The organism is Microbispora sp. CA-102843 (assembly GCF_050936215.1).
Taxonomy (GTDB): domain Bacteria; phylum Actinomycetota; class Actinomycetes; order Streptosporangiales; family Streptosporangiaceae; genus Microbispora.
In genome coordinates this window covers 5,464,383-5,484,125 of the sequence record NZ_JBNJNF010000001.1, presented here as the reverse complement: position 1 = coordinate 5,484,125, position 19,743 = coordinate 5,464,383, and the positions used below count along the sequence as shown (strand labels likewise).

At 71.3% G+C, this 19,743-nt stretch carries 22 protein-coding genes; 15 read left to right on the top strand and 7 right to left on the bottom strand.

The window, feature by feature from the left end; translation table 11 throughout:
• Positions 1–90 precede the first annotated feature (90 nt).
• Genes ACQEVJ_RS25510 through ACQEVJ_RS25485 form a run of 6 tightly spaced genes read left to right on the top strand, consistent with a single transcriptional unit; the run spans position 91 to position 6,917 of the window.
• Positions 91–840 carry a GntR family transcriptional regulator gene (locus ACQEVJ_RS25510; protein ID WP_433105127.1) on the top strand — a complete coding sequence of 250 codons (750 nt, stop codon included), beginning with the start codon at positions 91–93 and terminating at the stop codon, positions 838–840.
• The gene (locus ACQEVJ_RS25505; protein ID WP_433105125.1) at positions 824–1,051 is read left to right on the top strand and encodes an indolepyruvate ferredoxin oxidoreductase subunit alpha; all 228 of its coding nucleotides are present in this window, start codon (positions 824–826) and stop codon (positions 1,049–1,051) included. Before ACQEVJ_RS25510 ends, ACQEVJ_RS25505 begins: the two co-directional genes overlap by 17 nt.
• Before the next feature lie 12 nt (positions 1,052–1,063).
• Complete coding sequence (locus tag ACQEVJ_RS25500; protein ID WP_433105123.1) at positions 1,064–2,476, top strand: ABC transporter substrate-binding protein; 1,413 nt, start codon at positions 1,064–1,066, stop codon at positions 2,474–2,476.
• Entirely contained in the window at positions 2,473–3,384 is a 912-nt protein-coding gene (locus tag ACQEVJ_RS25495; protein WP_433105121.1) for an ABC transporter permease, read from the top strand. The genes ACQEVJ_RS25500 and ACQEVJ_RS25495 overlap by 4 nt, the downstream gene beginning before the upstream one ends.
• Positions 3,381–4,124: an ABC transporter ATP-binding protein gene (locus ACQEVJ_RS25490; RefSeq protein ID WP_433105119.1), complete on the top strand. Its 744-nt coding sequence runs from the start codon at positions 3,381–3,383 to the stop codon at positions 4,122–4,124. Before ACQEVJ_RS25495 ends, ACQEVJ_RS25490 begins: the two co-directional genes overlap by 4 nt.
• On the top strand, positions 4,125–6,917 hold the full coding sequence (locus ACQEVJ_RS25485) for a fumarate reductase/succinate dehydrogenase flavoprotein subunit (RefSeq protein ID WP_433105117.1): 2,793 nt from the start codon (positions 4,125–4,127) through the stop codon (positions 6,915–6,917).
• 12 nt (positions 6,918–6,929) lie between these two features.
• On the opposite strand, the gene ACQEVJ_RS25480 is transcribed toward ACQEVJ_RS25485, so the two are convergent.
• Together ACQEVJ_RS25480 and ACQEVJ_RS25475 are read right to left on the bottom strand one after the other, a co-directional pair.
• Positions 6,930–8,036 carry a YeiH family protein gene (locus ACQEVJ_RS25480; RefSeq protein ID WP_433105115.1) on the bottom strand — a complete coding sequence of 369 codons (1,107 nt, stop codon included), beginning with the start codon at positions 8,034–8,036 and terminating at the stop codon, positions 6,930–6,932.
• On the bottom strand, positions 8,036–8,173 hold the full coding sequence (locus tag ACQEVJ_RS25475) for a hypothetical protein (protein WP_433105113.1): 138 nt from the start codon (positions 8,171–8,173) through the stop codon (positions 8,036–8,038). Before ACQEVJ_RS25475 ends, ACQEVJ_RS25480 begins: the two co-directional genes overlap by 1 nt.
• A 143-nt stretch (positions 8,174–8,316) precedes the next feature.
• Here ACQEVJ_RS25475 and ACQEVJ_RS25470 point away from each other — a divergent pair, with 143 nt between their 5' ends.
• The 4 genes from ACQEVJ_RS25470 (at position 8,317) to ACQEVJ_RS25455 (ending at position 12,295) form a co-directional block, all read left to right on the top strand.
• Complete coding sequence (locus ACQEVJ_RS25470; RefSeq protein ID WP_433105111.1) at positions 8,317–9,633, top strand: lanthionine synthetase LanC family protein; 1,317 nt, start codon at positions 8,317–8,319, stop codon at positions 9,631–9,633.
• Positions 9,634–9,654: 21 nt separating this feature from the next.
• The gene (locus ACQEVJ_RS25465; RefSeq protein WP_433105109.1) at positions 9,655–10,791 is read left to right on the top strand and encodes a sulfite oxidase; all 1,137 of its coding nucleotides are present in this window, start codon (positions 9,655–9,657) and stop codon (positions 10,789–10,791) included.
• Between the two features lie 331 nt (positions 10,792–11,122).
• The gene (locus ACQEVJ_RS25460; RefSeq protein ID WP_433105107.1) at positions 11,123–11,629 is read left to right on the top strand and encodes a flavin reductase family protein; all 507 of its coding nucleotides are present in this window, start codon (positions 11,123–11,125) and stop codon (positions 11,627–11,629) included.
• A 141-nt stretch (positions 11,630–11,770) separates the two neighbouring features.
• Entirely contained in the window at positions 11,771–12,295 is a 525-nt protein-coding gene (locus tag ACQEVJ_RS25455) for an NADPH-dependent FMN reductase (RefSeq protein ID WP_433105105.1), read from the top strand.
• Between the two features lie 259 nt (positions 12,296–12,554).
• Here the strand turns inward: ACQEVJ_RS25455 and ACQEVJ_RS25450 are convergent, their stop codons facing one another.
• The 3 genes from ACQEVJ_RS25450 to ACQEVJ_RS25440 form a co-directional block, all read right to left on the bottom strand.
• On the bottom strand, positions 12,555–12,887 hold the full coding sequence (locus tag ACQEVJ_RS25450) for a transposase (protein ID WP_433112969.1): 333 nt from the start codon (positions 12,885–12,887) through the stop codon (positions 12,555–12,557).
• Positions 12,857–13,624: an IS110 family transposase gene (locus tag ACQEVJ_RS25445; protein WP_433105103.1), complete on the bottom strand. Its 768-nt coding sequence runs from the start codon at positions 13,622–13,624 to the stop codon at positions 12,857–12,859. The genes ACQEVJ_RS25450 and ACQEVJ_RS25445 overlap by 31 nt, the downstream gene beginning before the upstream one ends.
• A 360-nt stretch (positions 13,625–13,984) precedes the next feature.
• Positions 13,985–14,269 (bottom strand): hypothetical protein, encoded by a 285-nt coding sequence (locus tag ACQEVJ_RS25440; protein ID WP_433105101.1) that lies wholly within the window; start codon positions 14,267–14,269, stop codon positions 13,985–13,987.
• A gap of 935 nt (positions 14,270–15,204) precedes the next feature.
• Here ACQEVJ_RS25440 and ACQEVJ_RS25435 point away from each other — a divergent pair.
• From ACQEVJ_RS25435 to ACQEVJ_RS25415, 5 genes are all read left to right on the top strand, one after another.
• Complete coding sequence (locus ACQEVJ_RS25435) at positions 15,205–15,702, top strand: hypothetical protein (RefSeq protein WP_433105099.1); 498 nt, start codon at positions 15,205–15,207, stop codon at positions 15,700–15,702.
• Between the two features lie 79 nt (positions 15,703–15,781).
• Positions 15,782–15,904, top strand: coding sequence for a hypothetical protein (locus ACQEVJ_RS25430; protein ID WP_433105098.1), 123 nt, complete (start codon positions 15,782–15,784; stop codon positions 15,902–15,904).
• Between the two features lie 336 nt (positions 15,905–16,240).
• Positions 16,241–16,363 carry a hypothetical protein gene (locus ACQEVJ_RS25425; RefSeq protein WP_433105096.1) on the top strand — a complete coding sequence of 41 codons (123 nt, stop codon included), beginning with the start codon at positions 16,241–16,243 and terminating at the stop codon, positions 16,361–16,363.
• Between the two features lie 3 nt (positions 16,364–16,366).
• Positions 16,367–16,459, top strand: coding sequence for an RICIN domain-containing protein (locus ACQEVJ_RS25420; protein WP_433112966.1), 93 nt, complete (start codon positions 16,367–16,369; stop codon positions 16,457–16,459).
• 209 nt (positions 16,460–16,668) lie between these two features.
• Positions 16,669–17,277, top strand: a complete 609-nt coding sequence (locus ACQEVJ_RS25415; RefSeq protein ID WP_433105094.1) for a hypothetical protein — start codon at positions 16,669–16,671, stop codon at positions 17,275–17,277.
• Positions 17,278–17,609: 332 nt separating this feature from the next.
• Here ACQEVJ_RS25415 and ACQEVJ_RS25410 read toward each other — a convergent pair whose 3' ends face one another.
• Both ACQEVJ_RS25410 and ACQEVJ_RS25405 read right to left on the bottom strand, forming a co-directional pair.
• A complete protein-coding gene (locus tag ACQEVJ_RS25410) occupies positions 17,610–18,197 on the bottom strand; it encodes an isochorismatase family protein (RefSeq protein WP_433105092.1) in 588 nt (195 codons plus the stop codon).
• A gap of 428 nt (positions 18,198–18,625) precedes the next feature.
• Positions 18,626–19,726 (bottom strand): transposase, encoded by a 1,101-nt coding sequence (locus tag ACQEVJ_RS25405; protein ID WP_433112963.1) that lies wholly within the window; start codon positions 19,724–19,726, stop codon positions 18,626–18,628.
• Positions 19,727–19,743: the final 17 nt, after the last annotated feature.

The following is a 19,743-nucleotide window of genomic DNA, read 5'->3' as shown; positions in this document are numbered from 1 at the left end:
TCACAGGTCAAAGACGTGAGGCGACCTGCCGGAGTGGCGTAACTCCGCCGTTATCCACATATTCCTACCTGAAGAATAGGCTTATGCCTCATGGAGTTGGCGGACGCGAGACGGCGCCGGGCGGACAGGGCCCGCCAGGTCGCCGACCTGCTGCGGCGGGAGGTCGTGCACGGCGGTTTCTACGGTGGTCACCTGCCGCTGGAGTCCGCCCTCGCGCGGGAGTTCGGGACCTCACGCAACACGATCAGGGACGCCCTGGACCTGCTGCGCGACGAGGGCCTCATCGAGCGGTGCCCGGGTGTCGGCACCACGGTCGCCGCGGAGAAGTACCCGCACGGCCTGCACCGGCTGCTCGGCCTCGCCGAGACCCTTCGAGAGCACGGCGAGGTCACGAACGAGGTCCGCGCGATGGGGCTGATCCCGCCTCCGGCCGCCGTCCGGGGACGGCTCGGCCTGCCGCCGGGCGAGTCCGTCGTCTACGTGGAGCGGCTGCGCAGGCTCAACGGGCTGCCGCTCTCGCTCGACCTGACCTACCTCGTACGCGAGGTGGGGGAGCCGCTCTTCGACGCCGATCTCGTGCACAACGACGTGTTCGTACTGCTGGAACGGGTCGCCGGGCAGCCGCTCGGCGTGGCGGAGCTGACGATCGAGGCCGTGAGCGCCGACGCCCACACCGCGGCCGTCCTCGACGCGCCGCGCGGCGCGGCGCTGCTGATGGTCGAGCGCCTCACCCACCTGTCCGACGGCCGCCCGGTCGACCTGGAGTTCGTCAGGTTCCGCGGCGACCGCCTCACCATGCGTGGCCATCTCTGGAGGAACACCGATGACCCTGGTCAATAGCCGTATCGACGTGCCCGTCACGATCGACGAGTCGCTGTGCATCGAGGGCTGCACGCTGTGCGTCGACGTGTGCCCGCTCGACTCGCTGGCCATCCACGAGGTCAGCGGCAAGGCGTACATGCACGTGGACGAGTGCTGGTATTGCGGCCCCTGCGCCGACCGGTGCCCCGCGGACGCGGTCACGGTGAACATCCCCTACCTGCTCCGATAGAAGGACACCCCCATGCGTAAGCTCTTCGCCGCCGTGGCGCTGCTGGCCGCGGCCGGGTGCTCGGTGTCCGCCGGCGCCGACGACGGCAGGCAGACGGTCGTCGTCGGATACCAGTCGAAGACCATCAACACGGTGACGGCAGGGACGCTGCTGCGCGGCCTCGGCTACCTCGAAAAGCGCCTCGGCGGCAGATACCGGGTCGAGTGGCAGGACTACGACACCGGCGCCCCGATCACCGCCAAGATGGTGGCCGGGAAGATCGACATCGGGTCGATGGGCGACTACCCGCTCCTCATCAACGCCTCGCGCACCCAGGGCGTGCCCTCCGCGCGGACCGAGCTCGTCTCGGTGACCGGCTACAACCTGCGCGGCGGGCTGAACTCGGTCGTCGTGCCCCCGTCGTCGGACGTGGAGACGCTGGCCGATCTGAAGGGGAAGAAGGTCTCCGCCAGCTCGGGGTCGGCCGGGCACGGCACGCTGATCCAGGCCCTGGAGCGGGCCGGGCTCGACCCCGCGACGGACGTGGAGGTCGTGAACCAGCAGCCGCCGGTCGGCGCGTCCGCGCTGCAGTCGGGCAACGTGCAGGGATACGCCCAGTTCGTGGCCTGGCCGGGACTGCTCGTCTTCAAGAACCAGGCCAGGCTCGTCTACGACGGGTCGGCGCTCGGCGTGCCGACGTTCCACGGCGTCGTCGTACGGCAGGCGTACGCGAAGGAGCACCCCGACGTGCTCCAGGCGTTCCTCCAGGCGCAGATCGACGCGACGAACTACCTCCACGAGCATCCCGTGGAGGCCGCCGAGGCGGTCGCCGAGGCCACCGGCCTGCCGCCCGAGGTGGTCTACCTCTACAACGGCCGCGACGGCATCGCCTCGTTCGACGTGACCGTGAAGCCGCGACTGCTGGACGCCCTGCAGCACGACGAGAAGTACCTGAAGATCATCGGCGCCGACTTCACCGACGTCGACGTGACGAGGTTCGCGAACGACTCCTACATCAGGAAGGCGTACGGCGCCTCCTACGACGCCGGCGTCGCGAGCACCGTCAACGCGGCGAGGATCACCGGGACCGACGAGGCCTGCGGGACCGCCGTGGGCGACCCGGCGAAGGCGGGCGAGCTCTGGCTCGCCGGGGAGGACCGGCTCCGCCCCGCGACCACCCCCACCTGCCTGCTGCGCCAGATCGCCGCCGCCACCTCGGGCGGCGGGACCGTAAGGGCCGCCTACGTGCCCGACGCGGACACCGGGACGCACTGGTTCGCGGACAGGTCCGTCTGGGTGCGCGACCCCTCGGGTGACGAGAAGGAGCGGTTCAAGCCCTTCACCACCGGGGACGGCGCGCAGGCGTACGTGAAGGAGCACCCCCGGGCGCGGATCGTCGGCTACGACGAGGCGCTGAAGGCCGCGGCGGAAGGTGCGTCGCGATGAGCACTCCGGCGTTGGACGCGGCCCTCGCTCCCAATGCCCCCGCCGCCGCGAGCGCGGACGCCGCGGCGGGAAGAGGCCGCACGAGAACGGCGGCCGGCCTGCGGAGGTGGGCGGTCAGGCTCGGCTCCCTGGCGGCCGTCGTCGCGCTGTGGCAGTGGCTCACGACCGCGGACGCCCGCGTCGGACTGCGGTTCGACCGGCTGCCCTCGCCCGCCGAGGTCGCGGCGGAGTTCGGCCGGCAGCTCGGCACCCGGATCTACTACCTCGACCTGGCCCAGAGCATGATCCGCATCCTCACCGGGTTCGCGCTGGCGGCCGTGGCCGGCATCGCCCTGGGCGTCCTGGTCGCGCGGTCCCGGTGGGCCGGCGACGTGCTGCTGCCTCCCATCGAGGTCGTCCGGCCGATCCCGGCGATCGCCCTCGTCCCGATCGCGATCCTGGTGTTCCCCACCGACGAGCAGGGCATCGTGTTCATCACGTTCGCCGCGGCGTTCTTCCCGATCATGGTGAGCACGCGCCACGCCGTACGAGCGCTGCCGACGCTGTGGGAGGACGCGGTCCGCACGATGGGCGGCGGGCGCGCGCACGTGCTGTGGAACGTCGTCCTCCCGGGCACGCTGCCGGGCGTCTTCGGCGGGCTGTCCGTCGGCATGGGCGTCGCGTGGATCTGCGTGATCTCCGCCGAGATGATCTCCGGTGAGTTCGGCGTCGGCTACCGCACCTGGCACGCCTACACGGTGGTCGACTACCCGGCGGTGCTCGTCGGCATGGCGTCGATCGGCGTGCTCGGCTGGGTCGCCTCGGCCTCCATCGAGCTGCTCGGCCGGCGCCTCACCCGATGGCTGCCCGGTGCCGATGAGGGGGCTCTGCCCCGTGCTGATGAGGGTGCCCAAGGGGGCAGCCGATGAGCGCCCCGGTCGCGCCTGCCCTGGATGCAGGGCTCGCCATCCGGCTGGAGGGCGTGTCCCTCGGCTACGGGCGGCACGCCGTGCTGGAGGACCTGCGCCTCGACATCGCTCCCGGCGAGGTCCTGGTGATCGTGGGGCCGTCCGGATCGGGCAAGTCCACCGTCCTGCGGGCGATCGCGGGACTGCTGGCGCCGCGCGCCGGCCGGGTCCTGGCCCAGGGGGTCCCGGTCACCGGGCCCTCGCCCGACCGCGCGATGGTCTTCCAGGAAGACGCGCTGCTGCCCTGGCGCACGGTCCTGCGCAACGTCGAGCTGCCGCTGCGCATCCGCGGCGTGCCGAGGCGGGAGCGCAGGACGGCCGCCGAGAGCTGGATCGCCCGGGTGGGCCTCACCGGCTGCGAGGACCGGCTGCCCCGGGAGCTGTCCGGCGGCATGCGGCAGCGGGTGCAGCTCGCCAGGTCCCTGGCGGGCGCGCCGCGCGCCGTGCTCATGGACGAGCCCTTCGGCGCGCTGGACGCGCAGACCCGGGCCGGGATGCAGCGCCTGCTGCTTGACGTGCTCCGCGACACCCTCGCCACGGTCGTCTTCGTCACCCACGACGTGGACGAGGCGCTGCTGCTCGCCGACCGGGTCGTCGTGCTCGGACGCGGCGGCATCGGACGCCTCCTGCGCGTGCCGGACCCGCGCACCCCCGACATCGACCGCGCCGGGCTGCGCGCCCACATCATCGAGGAGCTGTGAATGGACATCCCTGCCCCGGCGGACCGTACGCGTCTGGAATGCCAGGTCCTGGTGGTCGGCGGCGGCACCGCCGGGACCATGGCCGCGATCACCGCCGCCGAGCGCGGCGCCGACGTGATCCTGCTGGAGAAGGCGCACGTACGGCACAGCGGCGCGCTGGCGATGGGCATGGACGGCGTGAACAACGCGGTCATCCCCGGCAAGGCCACCCCCGAGGACTACGTCGCCGAGATCACCAGGGCCAACGACGGGGTGGTCGACCAGCGCACGGTCTACCAGACGGCCACGCGCGGCTACGACATGGTGCGCCGGCTTGAGCGCTACGGCGTGAAGTTCGAGAAGGACGAGCACGGCGAGTACGCGGTGCGCCGGGTCCACCGCTCGGGCAGCTACGTCCTGCCCATGCCGGAGGGCAAGGACGTCAAGAAGGTGCTCTACCGCGTGCTGCGCCGCCGCGACATCCGCGAGAGGGTGCGCATCGAGAACCGGGTGATGCCGGTCCGCGTGCTGACGAGCGAGGGCCGGGCCGTCGGCGTCGCCGGGTTCGACACCCGCTCGGGCCGGTTCGTCACGGTCGCCGCCGGGGCCGTGATCCTCGCCACCGGCGCGTGCGGGCGGCTCGGCCTGCCCGCCAGCGGCTACCTCTACGGCACGTACGAGAACCCGGCCAACGCCGGGGACGGGTACGCGATGGCCTACCACGCGGGCGCGGAGCTCAGCGGCATCGAGTGCTTCCAGATCAACCCGCTGATCAAGGACTACAACGGCCCGGCCTGCGCGTACGTCGCCAACCCGTTCGGGGGCTACCAGGTCAACGCCGAGGGGGAGCGGTTCGTCGACTGCGACTACTGGTCGGGTCAGATGATGGCCGAGGTGGCCGGGGAGATCGCCTCGGCCCGCGGCCCGATCTACCTCAAGGTCAGCCACCTGCCGGACGAGACGCTCACCGCGCTCGAGGGCATCCTGCACACCACCGAGCGCCCCACTCGGGGCACCTTCCACGCGGGACGCGGGCACGACTACCGCACCCACGACGTCGAGATGCACATCTCGGAGATCGGCCTGTGCGGCGGCCACTCGGCCTCCGGCGTCCGGGTGGACGAGAACGGCGCCACCACGGTCCCCGGCCTGTACGCCGCGGGCGACCTGGCCTGCGTGCCGCACAACTACATGATCGGGGCGTTCGTGTTCGGCGACCTCGCAGGCGCCCACGCCGCCGAGCATCACCGCACGCCGGGCGGCCTGCCGGAGGACCAGATCGCCGACGCGCACGAGCTGATCTACCGCCCGCTGCGCAACCCCGACGGCCCGCCCCAGCAGCAGGTCGAGTACAAGCTGCGCCGGTTCGTCAACGACTACGTCGCCCCGCCGAAGACCGCCAGGAAGCTGGACATCGCGCTGGAGACGTTCGAGCGGATGCGCGACGAGATCGCGGACATGGGCGCGAGGACCCCGCACGAGCTGATGCGCTGCGCCGAGGTGACGTTCATCAGGGACTGCGCCGAGATGGCCGCCAGGTCATCGCTGATCCGCACCGAGAGCAGGTGGGGTCTCTACCACGAGCGTGCCGACCTGCCCCGCCGGGACGACGACGAGTGGCTCTACCACCTCGACCTGCGCAAGAACGCCGCCGGCGCGATGGAGTTCGTCAAGCGCCCGGTCGCGCCCTACCTCGTGCCCGTCGAGGGCTTCGCCCCCCGCCCGGCCGAGCCCGTCCTGCTCGGCGCGTACGGCACGGCGGGCCCCGCGCGGCGCGGGGCGGGCGGGCGGCTCGTGGTGGAGGCGATCGGGCGCTCGCCCCGCATCCTCGAACTCCTGCGGCTCGCCGACGGCGAGCCCGCGCTGGACCAGATCACCCCCTACCTGGCGGAGGCCGACCCCAAGGTCCGCAGGGCGGCCGTCGCGACGCTGACCGAGACCGCGCCCCCCGGTGTGGAGACCGCGCTGACCCGGGCCCTCGCCGACCCGCACGGCACGGTGCGGCGCGCGGCCGCCACCGGCCTGCGCGAGCTCGTCGAGGTGCTGCCCGCGACCGCCGAGTTCGGCGCGTCGCTCCGCGCGGTCGCGGGCTACGCGGAGGCGGGCCAGGGCGGAGGGGGCCAGGGTGGAGGGGGCCAGGGCGGAGCGGGGGACCCGGTCGTCCGTGCGGCCGTACTCGACGTCCTGCGGGCGCTGCGCCTGGGTGACGCCGCGTTGTTCGAGGCGGCGCTCGCCGACGCCGACACCCGGGTGCGAATCGAGGCGGTCAGGGGGCTGGTCGCGCTCGACGACGCGGAGCGGGTGGCGCTCGCCGCCGGCGACCGGGACCGCGAGGTACGCGTCTGGGCGGCCAGAGGGCTCGGTGTCATCGGCCTGCCGGACGGCGCCCCCGCCGTCGCTCGGCTCGCCGCCGACCACGACCCGCTCGTCCGGGCGGCGGCCCTGGAGGCGTTCGCCGGGCTCGGCCGGGCTTCCCACCGGGAGCCCGGCCTCGCGGAGACGGCCGTACGGGCCCTGGCGGATCCGGCCTGGCAGGTGAGGGTGGGCGCGGCACGCGGACTGGCCGCCGCCGACCCGGCCCTGGCGGTGGAACCGCTGGTGGCGGCGCTGGCCGACGCACACCTCGACGTGCGCAAGGCCGCGGTGCTCACGCTGTCCGGATGGGCGGCGCGGCCGGAGGTCGCCGCGGCCCTGCACGCCGCTCTCGGCGACTCCGACGCCGACGTCCGGGCCTACGCCCGCAGGGCGCTGGACGCCGTGCGGGCCGGGACGGCCGAAGGCCCGAGCACGGTCCCGGCAGGGGCCCGGGCATGAGCGAGCGGGGGCTCAGGCGACGGTGAAGCCGCTGAACAGCAGCGTGGCGAGCCCCAGGGCCAGCAGCACGTTGGCCACGGTGGCGGCGGCGAAGACGGCGACCGGACGCCAGCCCGCCTCGCGGAGCGAGGCCACCCGGAACTCCAGGCCGATGCTGACGAAGGCCAGGATGAGGAACCAGGTGCGCAGGTCGTTGGCCACGCCGACGACCGCCTTGCCCTCGGCCGCGCCGACCGTGGTGAGGTACCACGTGGTCAGCACCGAGGCCGCCACGAAGCCGAGCACGAACTTCGGGAACCGCCGCCACAGCTCGCCCGCGCCCGGCCGCTCGGCGCCGGGGCGGCGCTCGATCCGGAAGGCGAACCAGGCGGTCAGCGCGACCACCACGACGCCGATCAGGGCGTTCTGCGTGACCTTGACGATGGTGGCGACGGCCAGCGCGTTCTCGCCCGCGAGGGTGCCGGCCGCGGTCACCGCCGCCGTCGTGTCGATGTTGCCGCCGATCCAGGCGCCCGCCACCTCCGGGCTCAGCCCCAGGGCCGAGGCCAGCGCCGGGAGGACGAAGATGGACGGCAGGGCGAACGCGATCACCAGGCTCGCGCTGTAGGCGAGCTGCTCGCGCCTGGCCTGTACGGCTCCCGCCGCCGCGATGGCGGCGCTGACGCCGCAGATGGACACCGCGGCCGACAGCAGCGCCCGCAGCCTGTCGTCCAGCCCGAGGCGGCCGCCGAGCCACCAGGTGAACAGGAACACCGCGCTGATCAGCACGATGCCCTGGACGATCGCGGGACCGGCCGCCGTGACGATCACCTTCAGGTTGATCGACGCCCCGAGGAGCACGAGGCCGGTCTTGATGAAGAACTCGGTGCGGAAGCCGGCGGCCAGGCGGTCGCGCAGCCCGGTCGCGGTGAGCACCGCGTTGCCCAGCAGGCCGAGGGCGATCGCGTAGACGGGGTACTCGATCGCCTTGGCCAGGCCGGAACCCGCGAACCACTCGGGCACGCCCTTCTCCAGGGCTCTCGTCCCGGCGGCGAGGACGAGGACGGTGAGGACGCCCAGGGCGGGCCACTGCCACGCCGTGGCCCTCGTCGCGGTGGGGACGGCCGCTTCGCCGCTCATCACGGCACCAGCCCCGTCGGGATCACGCCGGTGATGACCAGCACGAGGAGGGCGAGGCCGACGATGGTGGCGGCCCAGTCCTCGTTGATCGCGGCACGGGTGTGCTCGGCGACGGTCGGGGGGTGTTCGTTGCTCACGCCGGAGGCCTTTCTCGGGAGTGCGAGTGCTCGGCTCGACTGTGGGACGGAAATACCCATCAAGTCAATAGGGAATACAGGAAAGCCAGCCTCTCGGAGCGATAGTTGCTATTACCTACCAAGTTTGTGGGATAGTAGGACCCATGGGCCCGGACCCGTTCCGCTCATCCGGTGAGCGCGCAGAGACCCCGCTGACGGCCGCCATCATGGCGGGACGGTGGATACGTACGGCCGCCGTCGACGACGAGAGCGGGAGGCGATGGCGGGCCAACCCCGACCCGCGCGGCAGGCCGGCGACGCCCGGCGGGCCCGCGTCCCTCCACTCCGGGGCGGCCGGGATCGTGCTGTTCTTCCTGGAGCTCGCCGCCGGGACCGGGCACGACGCCTACCTGGAGGACGCCCGCGCGGGCGCCCGCTACCTCACGTCGGCGTGGCGGCGGCAGGCCGACGTGTCGCTTCACCACGGCCTCGCGGGTGTCGTCCTCGCGCTGACCGAGGCCGGCTGGGCGCTCGGCGAGGAGCGTTTCGAGGCCGTGGCGGTCGCGGTCGCCGACAGGATCGTCAGGAGCGCCCGCGCGTTCGACGACGGCGGCATCGGCTGGTCGGGAGATCCGACGCTGCGCGGTGACGGCGGCGTGGTGCTGGGGCTGCTGCGCGCCGCGGCGGCGCTGGGCGTTCCGGCCTACGAGGAGATGGCCGTCGAGGCGGGACGGCGGATCGCGCGGCTGACCGCGCCCCGGGAGCGGCCCGCGGCGTGCCCGGCCATGTCCGGGGAGGCGGCCCCGCCCGGCTTCCTGGCCGGGACGGCCGGGACGGCCTTCCTCCTCGCCCGCCTGTACGGCGCGACGGGCGAGGAGGCGTTCCTCGACGCGGCACGCCGCGGCGCGGGTCTCGTCCGGGCCGCCGGCGTCCTGACCGGCCGGAGCGCGACGGTCACCGACCACCTGGGCTACTGCTCGGGCTCCGCCGGGATCGCGCGCATGTTCTACGAGCTGTATCGGGTGACCGGCGACAGCGGCGACCTGGAGTGGGTGAGGCGGCTGGCCAGTGGCGTCAGGGAGTCGGGCGCGCCCTTCCGGCAGACCGCGGGGCTGTGGAACGTCGCCTGCCAGTGCTGCGGCACCGCCGGGCTGATCGAGCTGTACGTGGGGCTCTGGGCGGCGACCGGGGAGCAGGAGCACCTGGAGTTCGCCCGCAGGCTCGCCGACCACCTGATCGGCCGGGCGACCGGCTACGACGACAGGGGATACCGCTGGTATCAGGCGTACCGGCGGCAGCGCCCCGAAGAGGTGTCGGCCGACACCGGCTACCTGACCGGGGCGGCGGGGATAGGGGCGGCCCTGCTGCACCTGGACGCGGCGGGACAGGCGGACCGGCCGCGCCGCGTGATCCTGCTGCCCGACAACCCCTTCCCGCCCATCCCCATGCCGGCCGTCGCCCTGCGGAGGCCGGCCGGCTGACAGCGGCAGGTGAGGAGGCGCATGACTTCCATGAAGGACGGCCTTGAAGGACGGCGTACGGCGCCGGAGGCGGGACCCCCGCCCGGCATCCGCAAGCCGCTGCCGCCCCGCCTGTTCGCCGTGCACGGCACGAACGCGGAGACCCGCTGGGAGGCGCTGCGCGGCGAGGACTATCTGACGCCGGACGACCTCTTCTTCGTCCGCAACCACACCGCGACGCCGCTGATCGACGCGGCCACCTGGCGGCTCACGCTGTGGGGCGACGCCCTGCGCGGCGGGCCGGTCGCGTTCACCTACCGGGACCTCCTCGGCATGCCGGCCGAGACCGTGACCGCGTTCATCGAGTGCGCGGGCAACGGACGCCGCCTGTACGGCGAGCAGCAGAACCAGGAGGTGCAGGGCACCCCCTGGCGGCTGGGCGCGGTGGGGGTGGCGCGCTGGCGGGGCGTGCGGCTCGCGACGCTCCTGGAGAGGGCGGGGATGAGCGACAGGGCCGTCGCGCTGATGCCGCGCGGGCTCGACGCCGACTACGTGGAGGCGGGGGAGAACCTGGGCAGGGTGCGGCGCCCGCTTCCCGTGGCCAAGGCGCTGGACGACGTGCTGGTGGCCTACGAGATGAACGGCCGGCCGCTGCCGCCCGACCACGGCCATCCGGCGCGGCTGGTGGTGCCGGGCTGGGTGGGCGCGGCCTCGATCAAGTGGCTGGGGGACATCGAGGTGTCGGCGGAGCCGCTGGAGTCGCCGTGGAGCACGCGGCTGTACCGGATGCACGGCCCCGGTCACCCGCCCGGGGGCGGCCCGCCGCTGACCCGGGTGGGGGTGAAGAGCGCCTTCGAACTGCCCTGGCCGGCGCGTCTCGAGGCGGGGCGCGAGCATCTGCTGCGCGGCCGTTCGTGGTCGGGTGGCGGACGCGTGGTGCGGGTCGAGGTCAGCGACGACGAGGGCGTGTCGTGGCGGCCGGCCCGCCTGCGCGACGACCGGCACCCGCGCGGATGGGTCCGCTGGACCTTCCCCTGGACCCCGCGCGAGGCGGGGAACCTCCGGCTGCTCGCCCGGGCCGCCGACGAGACGGGCGCCGGGCAGCCCGATCGTGCGGCGTACAACGCCCTCGGCTACGCCTACGACGCGGTGGTGCGCCACCCGGTGGTCGCGACCTGAGAAAGACTTTTCCTGCAAAGCTAGTAGGAAATATTGACTTTCTCCTCCTGTGATCGTACGTTCGGTGGTATGAGCCAGGGCGTTCGTCTGACCCGGCGTTCGAGCGTGGACTACGGCCACGTCGCCAGCGCGCAGTGTCGTTGATTGTGAATCTCCCGTCGTCTTCGTGCCGATGAGGGGCCGGCCGAGAGCGTCGGCCCCCTTCGCGAGCCGTGCGTGACCGTGTCACGCCCGGTCCCGCCTCCATCCGAATCCCTGATCCCGCGTGTCGTGGTGCCTGCGGCGGGCGGGATCGCCCTTGAGAGCAGCTGCGACCTTCCGGAGGTTTGCCATGACGGAGACCCTGCTCGGCCCCGCCCTCGACGCCGACGACTACAAGCGAGCCCTCGCGGTGCACGCGGCGGGAGTCGTCGTGATCACCGCGCGGACCGGGGGAGTGCCGGTGGGGCTGACCGCGACCTCGTTCTCCTCGGTCAGCCTGGACCCGCCCCTCGTCTCCTTCTATGTGGACCAGTCGTCCACCACCTGGCCGTCGCTGCGCGCGGCGGACCACTTCGCCGTCAACGTCCTGGCCAGCGACCAGGCCGATCTCGCCGCCCGGTTCGCCCGCAAGGGCGCCGACCGGTTCGCCGAGCCCACCCGGTGGCGTCCGGGACCGCACGGGGCGCCGCTGCTTGACGACGTCTCCGCGCACCTGATCTGCCTGCCGTACGAGCGGGTCGGCGTGGGCGACCACGTCCTCGTCGTGGGGCTGGTCACCCAGGCCCAGGTGCGCGGGCCGGGACGTCCGCTGCTGTACCACCAGGGCCGCTTCGGCCGGTTCATCGCCCACCCGTGACCCGCTCCCGCTTCCCGCGAACGCCCGTTCCGATCTGGAGGACCGTCTGTTGACCACTCACACCCTCTTCGCCACGGGCACAGGACGTCCCGCGGCTCCCCGCACCGGACCGGCCGGTGAACGGCACGAGGCGGTGGCCTCGTGAGCTCTCTCGTGGTGCTGGTCGGCAATCCGCGCGGCGGTTCACGGACCCACCTCGCGGCCGTGGCGGCGGCCGAGGCGGTGGGACGCCGGATCGGGCACGAGACGCCGCCCGAGGTTGTGGACCTGTCCGCGATCGGGCCGCACCTGTTCACCCCCGGTCCTTCGCCGACCGTCGAGGTGGCGCTCGAACTGGTCGCAGGGGCGCAGGTGCTCGTGGTGGCCAGCCCCACCTACAAGGCCACCTACACCGGCCTGCTCAAGGCGTTCCTCGACCGCCTCCCCGGCGGCGCGCTGACCGGAACGGTGGCGCTGCCGCTGCTGGTCATGGGCTCTCCCCGGCACGCGCTGGCCGTCGAGCTGCACCTGCGTCCCGTGCTGGTCGAGTTGGGCGCGCTCGTGCCCACCCCCGGCCTGGCGCTGCTCGAGGCCGAGATCCCCGACCTCGGCCGGATCCTCACCGACTGGACGGATCGCGTCGCCGCGCAGGTGACCGCGGCACTGGAGAGGAGGGCGACCGCCTGATGACCACCCACGCTCCGCGTACGCGAGCCCGGCCGACGTCGCCGCCTTCGGCCCGTACGGGCCGGGCAGGACCGACCGGCCGGGACCCCTCTACCCGTTCCGGGGCCGGATCACCGCCGGCGGTTCCGGCGGCGACCCCGCCGAACCCGGCCGCTACCACCTGTACGTCTCGTACGTGTGCCCCTGGGCCCAGCGCGTGGCCATCGTGCGCGACCTGGCCGGGCTGAAGGACGTCGTCTCACTGATGCTCCTATGACTGTCAAGCGGCCTGATCTGCGCGTGCTGAGGCGGCGTCTGGGGTGGTGAGGTCCTTGTAGATCTCTCGTGCGACGTAGCGTTTCAGGCAGCGGATGATCTCTTTCTTGGACAGCCCATCCCCGGTACGGCGCTGTACGTAGGCGTTGGTGGTGGGGCAGTGGGCCATGCGGCTGATGACGATGACGTGCAGGGCGCGGTTGGCGTCACGATCGCCGCCGCGGTTCAACCTGTGGCGGCGGATCTGCCCGGTGGAGGCGGGGATGGGTGCAACGCCGACCAGGTGGGCGAAGGCGGCCTCACTGGTCAGCCGGTCGGGGTTGTCTCCGACGGTGATGAGCAGTTGGGCGGCTGTTTCGAAGCCGATCCCCCGGCGGTCGAGCAGACGGGGAGCACCCGGGCGACCAGCGGCCGGAGCTGCGCGTCCAGGTCGTTGATCTCGTCGGAGAGCTGCCGGTACCGGCGGGCCAGGCTGCGTAGGGCGTATTTGGCGGCGGTGGTGGGGTCAGCGGGGCCGTCGCCGGGGCGGAGCTTGAGGCAGGTTTCCACAAGCGCTCGAGAGGGTCGGCCGCGCAGTTGCTCGCGTAGATCGGCTGGCGCGGTCACCAGGAGCGTCTTGAGCTGGTTGATCGTCGCCGCCCGGGCCTTGATAGCGCTGGCGCGGGTGACGTGCAGCACACGGATGACTTCAACCAGGCCGTCACGGGTCTTGGGCACGGTGCTGGCGCGGCCGGCCAGGGTGGCCTCGGCAGCGGCGTAGGCGTCGATGGGATCGGACTCGCCCTTGTGGCGGCGTGTCTTGCGGTCGGTCCGGTCGACGTCGACGACCTTCACCTGGGCCCGATGGAGGTAACGGGACAGTCCGGCGCCGTAAGCGCCGGTGCCCTCGACCCCCACCATGGCCAGGCGGCCGTAGCTGCGCATCCACTGCAGCAGGGCGGCGTAGCCGTCGGGGGTGGCGGGGAACTCCTGGTCGGCCAGGCGCCGGCCGCTCATGAGGATGACCGCCGCGTGGTGGGTACTGCCGTGGGTGTCAACGCCGCCGATGATCCGCATCTTGCGGTTGCGTGCCATGCTGGAACCGCCGCTCTGTCGTCGAGACGAGACGGCACGCGCCGGCCAGGCGGACGGACAGCACAGTGATGGGCAGCTGGCAGGCTCCTATTAAGTCACGCCGCTCGTCCGGCTGCGTGCACTGCAGACGCCCCCGAGCGAGACCGACAAATCGCGAAAAGGACACCGGGGTCTGTGTACATGTGGGTCAGGTCTCACTCGGTGACGCCCGAACCCATTCTCACTGTGTACGTCAGCCGGTCGCCGTTCCTCGGCAATCGGACGCCAAGGGGCACAGACGGGCTTGAGCCGGAGGAGCCGGAGGAGCCGGTCTGCTGGGCTTGCCTGGGTCGTGGCGGGCGGGATGATCAGGCTTCCACCTCAGCCAGCTACGGCCTTGGCCCAGGCGCGGGCGATCATCCCGGAGCCGAGGCCCCCGCCGGAGGCGCTCTTCTTCGCCTCCCGGTGTTCCTGCCAGATGATGACAGGGAGGAACACGCAGGACACAGCCAGCATCTTGAAGACGATGGGCAGCGCGTCCAGGAGGGCTTCCGACAATGGCATTCTTCGGTCGATCAGCTTGAAGAGGAGGTCGGCCACGTAGGCACCTGCGATGAGCGGGGCGATCCGCCAGAAGACTTTGGCGAGGACTGGGGGGACTGCCACATTGGGATTGTATCGAGCGAAGTGGCCGGAGCTAATGACTAGCTAAGCGATCAGCTATGGTCGGAACGTGCGATGGGTGCGCGTTTTCTTCGGGTCGCCTTGGCCATGGTTCGTATTAGGAAGCGCATTCCTCCGCCAGGACGAGCCGACTCCCATTCTCGGAAGCTTCCTGTGGGACTGGCTCGTTGGGCTAACGTTCCTGGGCGCCTGCGTCACGCTGTCGTGGAGGATCCGCGCGTACAGATTCCTTGGTCTGAGTGTCTCGGTCGGCATGGTGCTGATCGGGGTGCTCATCCGGTGGGGTGATGTCCTTGGGCGGTGGAAGCTGGCTGTCTGGCTCCTGCTCGTTCTTGCCATTCTCGGTATGCCTGTCGCGCATAGGTGGGCGGAGCTACCCGAACGTCCTCGGCGTAGGCGGGGCGCTGCCGCTCCTGGCAGACATCGAAGTTCGTGAGCAAGGGACGCTTGTGACAGTGTGGCCCGAGCTGCTGGCGGCCGGGACCGGCCCCCAGGCCGCATGCCCGGCCGCCGAGCGGGCGTAGGGCCGCGAGGCGGCGCGAAGCGCCGCCCTTGATCCCCTAGGAGCGCAATTCGGCAGGGGAGGACGCTCAGAAATCTAACCGGACAGAATATAACCGAGTGCCCCGCAACGTCCTACTCGACAGGCTTATCTCCCTGAAGGACGGGGCGGGGGGCGAGTTGTTCGGGCCGGGACACGAAACCGCCGTCAGTCCGCTGGCAGCGCCAAGGCCGCCGCACCTGCAGGGGCGAGTCTGTCTCGCGGTGCGTCTTGAGCGAGGGTGCCCATGGAGGCAGGCGGGGCCACTCTAGGCATTCCGTGGAGTAAGCACCTGTTTGCGTTGAGCTATCACCGGTCATGTTCCGGGCCGGGAATGGCGGCACAGGAATGACCTCTGTCACAGGAAGGACCTCTCATGGGCGGACGCGTCATCGACATTCACGCGAGCAAGGGCTGGCAGGACACCGGATTCGCGCTGCCGGCGCACCAGGAGAACACCGGCTGGATCCTGAGGGCGGAGGGAGTGTGGTGCTTCAACACCGCCGCGCGGGACTTCGCCACTCGCAACGCCGACGCCCGCAAACCGAACAGCGGCGCCTTCTTTGACGGCAGCACGCAGGGCCGCGCCGAGTACCCCTACCACGGGGAGGGGGGCCAGGTGGGGCAGCTGATCGGACGCTGGGGCAAGGACGGACAGCCGTTCGTCGTCGGCACGCACGCCAACCTCGAACGGCTCGGTAGTGCCGACGGGCGCACCCTGTGGCTGAGGATGAACGACGACGACAACGGCCTGAGTGACAACGACGGGCACCTGACCGTCACCATTTCCACCTATGACCGCACCAGGCGTACCCAGTGGAACAGCGTGGAGAAGCGGTGGGAGTACTCAGACGACCACTCGCCCGTCAAGTAAGCGTCAGCGGCAGCACCCGCCCTTCGCGCCGGTTCGGCCGGAGTGCGCCAGAAACACATCCAGCGGTGCCCGGCGCCAGGTGTCGGCGCTGGCGTCGGCGGGCCGCAGGATCGTGCTCCACGGTGATGCGCGCGGCGCCACCAACACCGACCAGAAATTCGTGATCCAGCGCGGCCAGATCAAGGTCGAAGACACGCTCTGAAGCCCGTGGTGGCCGCTCCCGTGCGCGGGAGCGGCCACCAACGGCGATTCCGCTGGAGTCGGCTTGGGTCAGTAGGCGCGCGCTTCCAGTGCCAGCGACGACCGCTGGCACTGGAAGCGCGCCTACTGACCGGCAACCAGTGAACCGCCCCGCCCTTCTGAAGGAGCGGGGCGTTCGTATACCCAGAGCCGCAGCACGGTCGCCGAGGGCGGCGGCACAGAGGTGCAGCCTTCAGTGTGCAGGGATAACTACCGTAAGTAGAAACTATCGTCACGGTAAGTAATCAGCCGTGGTAGATAAAGGCTTACTGGATCTTCTACCAGTTCAGGAGGCTCGATGGCACTCGCACTGACCGGTCGGACACTGGCGGTGGCCGCCTGTCTGCTCACCAGCTCGCTCACCCTGGCATCGGCCACCGCCGCCAGCGCCGACGGGGGGACCCGGCTCAAAGCGAAGTAGTGCCTGGACGTCTACGGCCGAAGCACCGCCGACGGGGCCAACGTCGTGCAGTGGGCCTGCAACGGCGCCACCAACCAGGAATGGCGGCTCGCCTGACCGCCGGAAGCGTGACGGCGCACTGACACCCGGCCGGTGTTCCTCGGTCGGCGTCGATGAGTGTTAGCACCCGCTCTCCGGGCACGCCGCCGCCCCCAGCCGCCTCGCACCGGCGGGGACGGCGTCGCTCTGGCCGCCCGAGCCGTGCCGAGAACTGACCCCCGGGTCAAGCAGCCGCACCCCCGATCGCAACTCCACGGAGGAATCCGATGCTCGTCCCCCTACGCCGTGCTCTCGCCACCGGTGTCGTTTCCCTGTCCGCCGCAGCGACCGCGATGGCCGCCGCACCACCTGCGACGGCCCAAACAGGGCTGCCGCCCATAGGCGCGGAGATCCCCTCTTCGATGCTCGCGCTCAACAGCGCGCTGGAATTTCACAACACCACCTACGCCCTCGACTTCAGAGGCGGCATCAAACAGCGCGTTGAGCCCAACCCCGACGACCCGATCAACAGTGTGCGGCTGCGCACCGTCGGGTTCCAGGTCACCGGCCAAGTCGGCTCCGACACCTCAGTCGTCTTCGAGCAGTGCGACGTCGATGTCGAAGCGGCCAGCACCTTGCGGCTCACGCAGAAATTCCCGCCACGGTATGAGGAACGAGACGTCCTGCCCTTCTGCGCCACCATCACGCAGCAAGACAGTGAGCCGGTCACGCTGACCACCAAGGACCCCATGATCCTCATCGCGACACTCACCCAGTACCCAGCCAGGGGCGACCGCTTCCAGCTGGCCAAGCCAGTCGACCTGGTCAACGCGGAGGCCCCTGACACCGTCGTGGCACGACTGACCGCCTTCCCCTCCATACGCGGCGGACTCTAACCCCCGCGCCCGCGGGGCCGGCCCGGCCAACCACCGAGCCGACCCCGCGCACCTGGCCTGGTCCGCCATTCGCAACCGGCTCCGGGAGGAACGGGGAACCTGAGAGAGTTGGGCGAGGCATCGGAACCCTCAGATTCGCTCTGACCTGGACGAGTGCCCCGCCCGGCCCCTACCGGCCTGGTCGGCGGGCAGACCAGTACACCAGCGGCAGAGCTGGGCGCGCCCCCATCTCGAGATGGGCCGCTCAGCGAACGGAGGCGCGCTCCCGTCGCCCCAACTCCTAGGTGGACTGGACCCGCCAACCCTCCTGTGAGCAGGCCGGGCAGGCCTGCTCAGGCGACGACGGGTTCGCCACTCAACGCGATACCGGCCCGGCGCAGTTCATCCAACGCGGTGCGCGTGGTGTCGGCGGCGACCCCGGCGGTGTAGTCGAGCAGGACCCGCACCGTGAAGCCCGCGCGCGCTCCGTCCAGCGCGGTGGCCTTCACGCAGTGGTCGGTCGCGATGCCCACGACATCGAGGTCGGTGACGTCACGGGCCTTCAGCCAGGCGGACAGCGTCTGGCCTTCCTGGGTCAAGCCCTCGAACCCGCTCTTGGAGGCGGAGTGAGCGCCCTTGTAGAAGACCTCGTCGACGTGCCCGGAGGCGACGGCGGGCGCGAAATCCGGATGGAACTCGCCTCCCTCACTACCGACGACGCAATGCACGGGGAACGAGTCCTGGAAATCGGGGTTGTCGGAGAAGTGAGCGCCCGGATCGATGTGGTGGTCACGGGTGGCGACGACGAAGGCGTACTGCCCATCGGCGCGCCGGACCAGCTCGGCGATAGCGGCGGCCCGATCCGCGCCACCCTTCACCGGAACACTGCCGCCCTCGCAGAAGTCCTTCTGCACATCGACGATGATCAGTGCACGACTCACGGACAATCCCCTTTCTCGGGTGGAGCTCTCCTGCGGACACCCTTCCGGCGGGCGGGTACACCACTCGCCGGATGCCCGCCGACCGGCGGCACGCACGCACGGCAGCGCGGCTCACCGCTCCGGATCGAGGCCACAACTGCCCGAAGGTGACGATCCGCGCATGAATCATCACTATATGCGCTCGTCCTGGAGGGACAGAAGGGGGACGGGGTCCCGGTCATATCCGGCCGGAAACTTCTGCCAAGCAAGAAGGTCCAGGTCAGTGAGGTTCGGAGCGGGCGGTCCGCCGTGCTTGGCGTGAGCTTGGCCAATGCGGTGCGGGGGTCTGTCCAGTGAAAGACACAAGGATCAACGGCGCCTAGAAGGCCACTGAAGATCTTGTCTCAATGACGGCCGGTGCTTGTGGTCGGCCTGTGGGTTCACTCAGGTCAGTTTGGAACCAGTGTCCAGGCGTTGCCGGTCCGGGTGAGTCCGAGATTGATCAGGGTTCGCAGGTTGAGGGCGGCGCGGGTGTGGAGCCAGGCGTTGTTCTTGATGGTGCCGATGTACCGTAATCGCCGGTTGCCCCGTGCGACGATCCAGGCGATGGCGCGTTCAACGGGAGGCCGCCAGCGCCGGTAGTCGTCCTGCCAGACCGGATCGGTGGCAGCCTGCCGGCGGGCAGCGGCAAGTTCGTCGTGGTGCGGGCGAATGGTGAGGATGCGCCCGGCTTTGGCTTTGGTGCAGCGCGAGCGCAGTGGGCAGCCGGCGCACTGGCCGGTGAAGAACGCCTTGCGCTGCTGGTTGCGGCCTGAGGGCGCCGACAACGCAACCTGGTGCCCGGCGGGGAAGGTCACGGTGCTGCCTGCGGTGTCGACGGCGAAGTCGTCCAGGTCGAACCCGCCGGGCACGGCCGGGCGCAGCGGTGCGGGTTTGATCACCACGCGATGCCCGGCGCCGGTGAGCGCCTGGCGGCAGGCCCCACTGGAGTAGGCGGCATCGCCGAAGACCTCCACAGGGCTGGTCTCCTCGGCGAGCAGGTCGACGGCCAGGGCAGCCTCGTGATGGGCGGCACCGGATCCGGGCCGTAACGCCACGGCGGTGAACAGGCCGGTGTCGGGTTCGACCGCCACGTGGGCCGGATCGCCGTAGTCATGAGCGGTGCAGCAGTCGGCGGCGACCTGCGCGGCACCGGGCACGTGGCGGATCGTGGCCCGGATCGCGGCGATCAACTGGGTGACGGTGTCCTGGGTGGCCACCGCATCGTCCAGCACCGCCGAATCCAGCGCCCGCCGCTGCCTGCCCTTAAGCACCCCGGTCGCCGCGACCACCTCACCGACAGCCTCAAAGATCCGGTTCGGCCTGCGAGAGCGGGCCAGCCGCCGCCGGAAGTAGGTCAGCAGCGACGGATCGCAGGCGGTGTCATACAGTCCCAGTCCGCAGGCCGCCTTCCAGCGCAGGTCACACCGCAACGCTTGCACGGTGTCGGCGTCCGACAGCCCGTGCAGCGTCTGCAGCACCACCGCAGCCGCCAGGACCTGCGGCGGCATGCTCGGACGCCCGTTGC

Coding starts and splice junctions, on each gene's coding strand:
- ACQEVJ_RS25435 (WP_433105099.1), top strand. CDS start 15,205: ATGGGCGGACGCGTCATCGACATTCACGCGAGCAAGGGCTGGCAGGAC.
- ACQEVJ_RS25500 (WP_433105123.1), top strand. CDS start 1,064: ATGCGTAAGCTCTTCGCCGCCGTGGCGCTGCTGGCCGCGGCCGGGTGC.
- ACQEVJ_RS25485 (WP_433105117.1), top strand. CDS start 4,125: ATGGACATCCCTGCCCCGGCGGACCGTACGCGTCTGGAATGCCAGGTC.
- ACQEVJ_RS25425 (WP_433105096.1), top strand. CDS start 16,241: ATGGCACTCGCACTGACCGGTCGGACACTGGCGGTGGCCGCCTGTCTG.
- ACQEVJ_RS25480 (WP_433105115.1), bottom strand. CDS start 8,036: ATGAGCGGCGAAGCGGCCGTCCCCACCGCGACGAGGGCCACGGCGTGG.
- ACQEVJ_RS25465 (WP_433105109.1), top strand. CDS start 9,655: ATGACTTCCATGAAGGACGGCCTTGAAGGACGGCGTACGGCGCCGGAG.
- ACQEVJ_RS25460 (WP_433105107.1), top strand. CDS start 11,123: ATGACGGAGACCCTGCTCGGCCCCGCCCTCGACGCCGACGACTACAAG.
- ACQEVJ_RS25445 (WP_433105103.1), bottom strand. CDS start 13,624: ATGGCACGCAACCGCAAGATGCGGATCATCGGCGGCGTTGACACCCAC.
- ACQEVJ_RS25415 (WP_433105094.1), top strand. CDS start 16,669: ATGCTCGTCCCCCTACGCCGTGCTCTCGCCACCGGTGTCGTTTCCCTG.
- ACQEVJ_RS25470 (WP_433105111.1), top strand. CDS start 8,317: ATGGGCCCGGACCCGTTCCGCTCATCCGGTGAGCGCGCAGAGACCCCG.
- ACQEVJ_RS25495 (WP_433105121.1), top strand. CDS start 2,473: ATGAGCACTCCGGCGTTGGACGCGGCCCTCGCTCCCAATGCCCCCGCC.
- ACQEVJ_RS25490 (WP_433105119.1), top strand. CDS start 3,381: ATGAGCGCCCCGGTCGCGCCTGCCCTGGATGCAGGGCTCGCCATCCGG.
- ACQEVJ_RS25505 (WP_433105125.1), top strand. CDS start 824: ATGACCCTGGTCAATAGCCGTATCGACGTGCCCGTCACGATCGACGAG.
- ACQEVJ_RS25510 (WP_433105127.1), top strand. CDS start 91: ATGGAGTTGGCGGACGCGAGACGGCGCCGGGCGGACAGGGCCCGCCAG.
- ACQEVJ_RS25405 (WP_433112963.1), bottom strand. CDS start 19,726: ATGCCGCCGCAGGTCCTGGCGGCTGCGGTGGTGCTGCAGACGCTGCAC.